This is a genomic window from Pseudomonas sp. TWI923, from assembly GCF_039673365.1.
In the GTDB taxonomy this organism is placed as follows: Bacteria; Pseudomonadota; Gammaproteobacteria; order Pseudomonadales; family Pseudomonadaceae; genus Aquipseudomonas; species Aquipseudomonas sichuanensis.
In genome coordinates, this window is record NZ_JBDJLM010000146.1 from 1 (window position 1) to 5,271 (window position 5,271).

The window sequence follows — 5,271 nt, forward strand, 5'->3', positions numbered from 1 at the left end:
GGGGGCGGCGGGGGCGGGGGGCTGTGTTGCTCTGGGGCTAAGACCGTATCGGGGGCCCCCCCCGCTCCCCGGGTGGGTCGTGGGAGCGGGCTTGCCCCGCGATGGGCTCAACGCTTGTTCAAACCCTTGGCCAACCTGTCCCCACCCAACTGAATCACCGCCACCAGCGCCACCAGCATGACGATCACCGTCAGCATGATCTGGCTGTCGAAGCGCTGATAGCCATAGCGGTAGGCGATATCCCCCAGCCCCCCCGCACCGATCGCCCCGGCCATGGCCGACGAGTTGATCAGCGTCACCAGGGTGATGGTGAAACCGCCGACGATCCCCGGCAGCGCCTCGGGCAGCAGCACATGCCAGACGATGTGCCAGCGCCGGCAGCCCATGGCCTGGGCCGCTTCGATCAGGCCATGGTCGACCTCGCGCAAGCTCACCTCGGCAATCCGTGCGAAGAACGGCGTGGCGGCGATGGTCAGCGGCACCACGGCCGCCCACACGCCGTAGGTGGTGCCCACCACCAGGCGGGTGAAGGGGATCAGCGCGACCATCAGGATCAGGAACGGGATCGAGCGGAACAGGTTGACGATGGCGCCCAGCACCCGGTTGAGCGCCGGCGCCTCGAAGATCCCGCCCTTGTCGCTGGTGACCAGCAGCACCGCCATCGGCACCCCCACAAGCAGCGCCACCAGCGAGGACACGCCGACCATCAGCAGGGTATCGAGCAAGCCTTGCAGCAGGCGATCAATCCACATGGCCCAGTACCTCCACATCCGCAGCCCAGCGGCGGGCGCGTTCGAGCAATTGATGAGTGTCCAGCGCTGAGCCGCGCACGGCCAGGATCAACTGGCCCAGGGCATGCTCGCCGATGGTTTCGACGCCGCCCTGGAGCAGGCGCACGCGGCCACCCAGGTCGCTGAACAGCGTGCTCAGCTCCGGTTCGCCGACCAGCTGCAGGCGCAGCACCACGGCTGCATCGCGGCTGGCCGGGTTGGCCCGCAGGCTGGCCTGCAAGGCGGCGGGCAGGCGCGTCTGCAAGGGCGCGAGCAAGGTGCGGGTGACCTCGTGGCGCGGCGCACCGAACACCTGCCACACCTCGCCCTGCTCAACCACTTCGCCGCGCTCGAGCACCACCACGCGCTGGCAGATATCGCGGATCACCGCCATCTCATGGGTGATCAGCACCACGGTCAGGCCCAGCCGCTGGTTGATGTCGCGCAGCAGCTCGAGGATCGATGCGGTGGTTTCCGGGTCGAGCGCCGAGGTGGCCTCGTCGCACAGCAGGATCTCGGGGTCGTGCACCAGCGCCCGGGCGATGCCGACCCGCTGCTTCTGCCCGCCGGACAGCTGCGCCGGGTAGACGTGGTGTTTTTCCGCCAGCCCCACCAGCTCCAGCAGCTCACGCACCTTGCGCTGGCGCTCGGGCTTGCTCACGCCGGCTACCTTCAACGGCAGCTCGACGTTCTGCCACACGGTCTTGGCCGACATCAGGTTGAAGTGCTGGAAGATCATGCCGATGCGTCGGCGCAGGGCCACCAGGCGGTCTTCGTCGAACGGCGCGATGTCCACCTGGTCGATCAGCACCCGGCCCTGGCTTGGCTGCTCCAGGCGGTTGATGGTGCGCAGCAGCGACGACTTGCCGGCGCCGCTGCGGCCGATGATGCCGAAGATCTCGCCACGGCGGATGTTCAGGTCGATGCCTTGCAGCGCCGGTTGCGCCTGGCCCGGGTAGCTCTTGCCCAGGCCGATGAAGCGCACATGGGCCTGGTTCACCTCCGGGCGCAGCACTTGTTCAGGTGCCTTGAGCGGCACTGGCTGCGTGGGAAGCGCCCTGAGGGCGCTGGCCTGGCTCATGTCAGCCTTCCCAGCCGGCCTGGTACAGCTTGCCATGGGCCTTGTCCAGGGCTGCGCGCACGGCGGGCGAGTGCTGATAGATGTCGACGAACTTGGCCAGGCGCGGGTCGTTCTTCTCCTGCGGGCGGATGACGAACTGGATCACGTATTCCTTGTTTTCCAGGCCGTCGAACAGCAGCGCCGAGGTGGCGTCGAAGGTGTTGGCCAGGCGGATGTAGGCCGGGTAGCCCTGCACCAGGTCGGCGTCGTCATAGGCGCGCACCAGCTGCACGGCCTCGACCTGGAGAATCTTGATCTTCTTCGGGTTGGCGATGATGTCGTCTTCGGTGGCCTTGTAGCCCACGCCCGGCTTGAGGGTGATCAGCCCGGCCTTGGCCAGCAACTGCAGGCCGCGCCCGCTGTTGATCGGGTCGTTGGCGATGGCCACGCTGGCGCCTTCGGGCAGTTCGGCGAAGCTTTTGTACTTTTTCGAGTACAGGCCGACGTTGTTGATGATCCCCGGCGCGTAGGGCACCAGGTTGAAGCCAGCGGCGGCCTTGGCGTTTTCCAGGAAGGGGATGTGCTGGAAGTAGTTCACGTCGATGTCGCCGCTGTTGAGGCTGACATTGGGCGCGATCCAGTCGCTGAACTCGATCAGCTTCACTTCCAGGCCTTGTTTGTGGGCTTCTGCCACCGCCGCTTCCAGCGGGATGGCGAAGGCGGCGGTGGTGCCGATCTTCAGTGGCTCGGCGGCGAAGGCGGCGGCGGACAGGCCGAGGCCCAGGGCGATGGCCGCGACGGGCCGGAACAGTTTCTCAAGCATGGTGCAGGGCTCCAGTCGGGGCAGAGGTGTGGGTGTTGCGGTAGGTGGATCCGGGGTGGTCGGCGGGCAGGTGCGGGTGGTCGCTGGCGAACAGCTTCTCGCGCAGGGTGCCTTCGGCGTACGCGGTCTTGTAGCGGCCACGGCGCTGCAGTTCGGGTACTACCAGGTCGATGAAGGCCTCGAAGCTTTCCGGGGTGACGGTGCGGGTCAGGTTGAAACCGTCCAGGCCGGTGTCGTCGAGCCAGCCGATCAGTTGCTCGGCGACCTGTTCGGGGTTGCCGACCAGGGTGACGTAGCGCCCGCCCAGGGCGTGCTGCTCCAGCAGGCGGCGGCGGGTCCAGGCGCTGTCCTGCAGCTGGCGGGTGGCGGACTGGATGGCATTGCCCTTGGCGAAGCCGATCGGCTCGTCCAGCCCGTAGCGCGAGAAGTCGATACCGGTGGAGCTGGCGAAGTGCGCCACGCCGGCCTCGGGGCTGGCGTAGTGCAGGTACTCGGCGTGCAGGGCGCGGGCTTCGTCCTCGGTTGCGGCGACGATCACACTGATGCCCATGAACACCTTGACCGCCTGCGGGTCGCGACCCGCGGCTTGCGCCGCTGCACGCACCTTGTCGACCTGGGCGCGGGTGGCGGCCTTGTCCTGGCCGCTGATGAACACGCACTCGGCATGGTTGCCGGCAAAGGCCAGGCCACGCGCCGAACTGCCGGCCTGGAACAGCACCGGGGTGCGCTGCGGCGAGGGTTCGCACAAGTGGTAGCCCTCGACGTCGTAGAACTCACCGTGGTGGCTGACCTTGTGCACCTTGTCCGGGCGCGCATACACACGCTGCGCGCGGTCGGCGACCACGGCATCGTCGTCCCAGCTGCCTTCGAGCAGTTTGTACAGCACCTGCAGGTACTCGTCGGCCTGGTCGTAGCGGCGGTCGTGCTCGGGTTGCTGTTCCAGCCCCATGGCCCGGGCGGCGCTGTCGAGGTAGCCGGTGACGATGTTCCAGCCGACCCGGCCGTTGCTCAGGTGGTCGAGGGTGGAGAGGCGCCGGGCGAACAGGTAGGGCGCCTCGTAGGTGAGGTTGGCGGTAAGGCCGAAGCCCAGGTGCCTGGTTGCCGCAGCCATGGCCGAGACCAGCAGCAGCGGGTCGTTGACCGGCAGCTGGATCGACTCCTTGAGTGTCACGTCCAGCGACTGGCCGTACACGTCGTAGGTGCCGACGATATCGGCGATGAACAGCCCGTCGAACAGCCCGCGCTCCAGCAGGCGGGCCAGGTTGGTCCAGTAGTCGAGGGTCTTGTACTGGGTCGAGGTGTCCCGCGGGTGGGTCCACAGACCGTGGTTGATGTGCCCGATGCAGTTCATGTTGAACGCGTTGAGCAGGATCTGCTTGGCCATCAGATGGTCCCCCGACGCGGCGGCTTCTCGTCGTTGAGGTAGAAGTTACCGATGGCGTGGTACTTCCAGCGCACCGGGTCGTGCAGGGTGTGCACCCGTGCGTTGCGCCAGTGGCGATCGAGGTTGTGCTCGGCCAGGGTGGCCTGGCTGCCGGCCAGTTCGAACAGGGTGGTGCCGGCGGCCAGCGAGATTTCGGTGCTGATCGCCCGCGCCTCGGCCACGGCAATCGAGGCTGCGGCGAGGGTGTCGGCGGTGCTGTCGGCCTGGGCGATGTCGAGGATTTCGCCGGCGCGCTCCAGCAGCGCTTCGGCGGCGTGCAGGCGGATCGCCAGGTGGCCGAAGCTCTTCAGCGTCAGTGGGTCGTCGCTGGCCTTGTCGACGCCCGAGTCGACCCATGGGCGGCTACGGGTGCGCACGAAGTGCAGGGCGTCCTCGAAGGCGGCGCGGGCAATGCCGGTGTCGATGGCCGCGTGGAGGATCTGTGCCAGCGGGCCGACCGTGGTCGGGCGCTCGAAGGCGCTGCCGAACGGCACCACGTCTTCAGCGCGTACCGGTACGTTGTCGAACACCACCGAGCCGCTACCGGTGGTGCGTTGGCCGAAGCCGCTCCAGTCGTCGATCACTTCGATGCCCTGGCTGTCGGCGGGCACGAACGCCAGGTGCTGCAGGTCCTGTTCGTCGATCACCAGCGTCGGGATGCGTTGCGCATAAATGGCGCCGGTGCAGTAGAACTTGCGGCCGTTGATGCGGTAATGCTCGCCATCGCGGGTCAGGCGCGTGGTGCGTTCGTGGGCGTTCTTGGTGCCGATTTCGGCCAGGGCATTGCCGAAGCGCCGGCCAGCGAGCACTTCGGCATAAAGCCGTTTCTGTTGCTCCGGGGTGCCGTTCACCCGCAGCACTTCCAGGGCGTAGAAGTGGTTCTGCGGGATCTGCCCGATCGAGGCGTCGGCCTGGGCGATGCGCGCCACGACCTTGGCCAGGGTGGCACTGGACACGCCGGCGCCGCCAAAGGCCTTGGGCACGCTGATGCCCCATAGGCCGGTGTGCACGAAGCGTTCGAGTTCGGCGTGGGGCAGGCGGCGTTCGCGGTCGCGCACGGCGCTGTCCTGGCGCAGGTGGTGGGCGAGTTCTTCGGCGACGGCCAGGGCCTGGGCGTCGCTGGTGATCAGGGATGCGGTCATGGTGCTCTCCGAAGGCCTCATCGCGGGGCAAGCCCGCTCCCACGGTTCCGACG

The 5,271-nt window shown here is 67.7% G+C and carries 5 protein-coding genes; all 5 read right to left on the reverse strand.

Translation table 11 applies throughout. The annotated features are described in order from the left end of the window. Window positions 1–107: 107 nt before the first annotated feature. Genes ABE459_RS25635 through ABE459_RS25655 form a run of 5 tightly spaced genes read right to left on the reverse strand, consistent with a single transcriptional unit; the run spans window position 108 to window position 5,218 of the window. Window positions 108–752: a methionine ABC transporter permease gene (locus ABE459_RS25635; protein ID WP_125466000.1), complete on the reverse strand. Its 645-nt coding sequence runs from the start codon at window positions 750–752 to the stop codon at window positions 108–110. Further along, window positions 742–1,851: a methionine ABC transporter ATP-binding protein gene (locus ABE459_RS25640; protein ID WP_125465999.1), complete on the reverse strand. Its 1,110-nt coding sequence runs from the start codon at window positions 1,849–1,851 to the stop codon at window positions 742–744. The genes ABE459_RS25635 and ABE459_RS25640 overlap by 11 nt, the downstream gene beginning before the upstream one ends. Before the next feature lies 1 nt (window position 1,852). Next, entirely contained in the window at window positions 1,853–2,653 is an 801-nt protein-coding gene (locus tag ABE459_RS25645; RefSeq protein WP_125465998.1) for a MetQ/NlpA family ABC transporter substrate-binding protein, read from the reverse strand. Continuing rightward, window positions 2,646–4,037, reverse strand: a complete 1,392-nt coding sequence (locus ABE459_RS25650; protein WP_323831673.1) for an LLM class flavin-dependent oxidoreductase — start codon at window positions 4,035–4,037, stop codon at window positions 2,646–2,648. Before ABE459_RS25650 ends, ABE459_RS25645 begins: the two co-directional genes overlap by 8 nt. After that, the gene (locus ABE459_RS25655; RefSeq protein ID WP_125861011.1) at window positions 4,037–5,218 is read right to left on the reverse strand and encodes an SfnB family sulfur acquisition oxidoreductase; all 1,182 of its coding nucleotides are present in this window, start codon (window positions 5,216–5,218) and stop codon (window positions 4,037–4,039) included. The genes ABE459_RS25650 and ABE459_RS25655 overlap by 1 nt, the downstream gene beginning before the upstream one ends. Between the last annotated feature and the right edge of the window lie 53 nt (window positions 5,219–5,271).